This is a genomic window from Nocardiopsis trehalosi NBRC 14201 (genome assembly GCF_001552555.1).
Taxonomy (GTDB): Bacteria; Actinomycetota; Actinomycetes; order Streptosporangiales; family Streptosporangiaceae; genus Nocardiopsis_B; species Nocardiopsis_B trehalosi.
This window is the reverse complement of sequence record NZ_BCRK01000341.1, coordinates 1-1930: the sequence shown is the minus strand read 5'-3', so window position 1 is coordinate 1930 and position 1930 is coordinate 1. Positions and strand designations below refer to the sequence as shown.

The following is a 1930-nucleotide window of genomic DNA, read 5'->3' as shown; positions in this document are numbered from 1 at the left end:
TGTCGACGTGTCTACCCATGGCCGGGCCGACACGTCGACACGGCGCGGCGCCGGCCGCCGGGGCGGGAGGCCCGGGGCGGTGGTCAGGCGAGGAGGCGCTCCATCGCGGCCGACGCCTTGAGGCCCGAACCCGTCACGACGACGGCGACCGTCTCGCCGGGGCGGATCGCGCCGCGCGCGGCGAAGGCGTCGATCGCGGCCGCCGCCGTCGCCGAGGTCGGCTCGGCGTAGACGCCCGCACCCGCCAGGCGCCGGACCGCCGCCGCGATGCCGTCCTCGGGGACGGCGACCGTGTCGCCGCCGGACCGGCGGATCGCGGCGACCACCTCCGGCAGCCGGACGGGCTCCCGGATCGCCGCACCCTCGGCGATGGTCGGCCCGAAGGCCGGGGCCGGGCCGCCCTGGAACGCGGCGTGCACGGGCGCGCACCGCTCGGGCTGGGCGACCAGCAGTCGGGGGAGCCGGTCGATCCGGCCGGCGGCGCGCAGCTCGCCGAACCCGAGGTCGCAGCCCAGCACGATGCTGCCCGCGCCCGCCACCGTGACCACCGCGTCGGGCGCGGCGAACCCCAGGTCCTCCCACAGCTCGTAGGCCAGGGTCTTGGTGCCCTGGAGGAACAGCGGGTGCCGGTTGTGGCTCGCGTAGGCGGTCGACCGGGCCTCCACCAGCGCCCGCTCGGCGGTCGCCGCCCGGTCGCCCGGCACCTCCGCCACCTCGGCGCCGTACGCCCGCGCCTGGATCACCTTGCCCGGCGACGTGCCCTCGGGCACCAGGACGCGGGCGCCGATCCCGGCCGCCGCGCAGTAGGCCGCCACCGCCGCGCCGCCGTTGCCCGAGCTGTCCTCGACCACCGCGTCGACCCCGGCGGCGGCGAGCGCCGACACCATGACGCTCACCCCCCGGTCCTTGAAGCTGCCGGTGGGGTTGGCCGACTCCAGCTTGAGCAGGACGTCGACCCCGCCCCAGCGCCGGGCGACCAGGGGCGTGCACCCCTCGCCGATCGTCACCGGCCGACCGGTGGCGGCGGGCAGCGCCGCGCGGTAGCGCCACAGCGAGCGGGTGGCGGTGTCGACGTCCGCCGGACCGATGCCCGGCCCCGGCGCCACGGTGAGCGGGGCGCCGTCGTCACCCCGCCAGCGCCGCGCGTCGAGGGGGTAGGTGCGCCCCGATCGGGGGTCGACATAGTGGTCCACGTACGTCTCCTCTGGTCGTGTCCTGCGATGGGCGCCCCGGCCCCCCGGGCGTCGGCGTCCCCGTGTCCGGCGGCCGCGTCCGGCTCCCGGGGGCTACCCCGCCCGGTCCGCCCGGACGCGGCCGGTGCCGCCGCAGCGGCGCCCGGTCCGCGGCCGACCGGGGTGCCGGGTACGGTCATCCGCCCTGCCTCGCGTCGGTGCGGGTGCGCCCCGGCCCGGAACGGGGCGGCGCGGCGGCCGCCGGCCTCCGGAGCGGGCGGGGCCGTAGTCTCGCAGCCGCCGCCCGGCGCGCCCACCGCTTCTCCCCGCGCGGCCGGGCCGGGCCGGCGCGGCCCCCTCGCGGGCGTCCGCGCGGGTCGGCGGCGCGGGCGCCGACCTCCGGCGCACCCGCCCTCCCCCAAAGGTCGTAAACCGGGTGCCGACCCGCGCCCGATGCCCCCGGAACCCCCCGCCCGCCAGGCTGTGAACGCGGCGCCGGGTGCCGCTCGCGGACACCGTCCGCACACCCGGCGCGGAGAGTCAGGAGAGCGTTCGTGGCCACCGACCAGACCCCCACGTCGACCGGACCGGAGGTGCGGTCCGCCCCCCGGCGCGCCGACCGCCCGTCCCGGTCGCGGAGCGCCGCGCGCCACCGCCTCGCCGCGGTCGCCGCCGCCGGTGCCCTCCTCGCGGCCGCCACCGGGTGCGGCGCCGCCGCCGAGGCGCCGACCCCCCCCCCCCCCCCCCCCCCCCCCCCC

Annotated in this window: 1 protein-coding gene; it reads right to left on the bottom strand. The window is 80.7% G+C overall.

Going from position 1 to position 1930, the window contains the following annotated elements; translation table 11 throughout:
- Window positions 1-83: 83 nt before the first annotated feature.
- Window positions 84-1193, bottom strand: coding sequence for a pyridoxal-phosphate dependent enzyme (locus tag NT8_RS28005; protein WP_067976081.1), 1110 nt, complete (start codon window positions 1191-1193; stop codon window positions 84-86).
- Window positions 1194-1930: the final 737 nt, after the last annotated feature.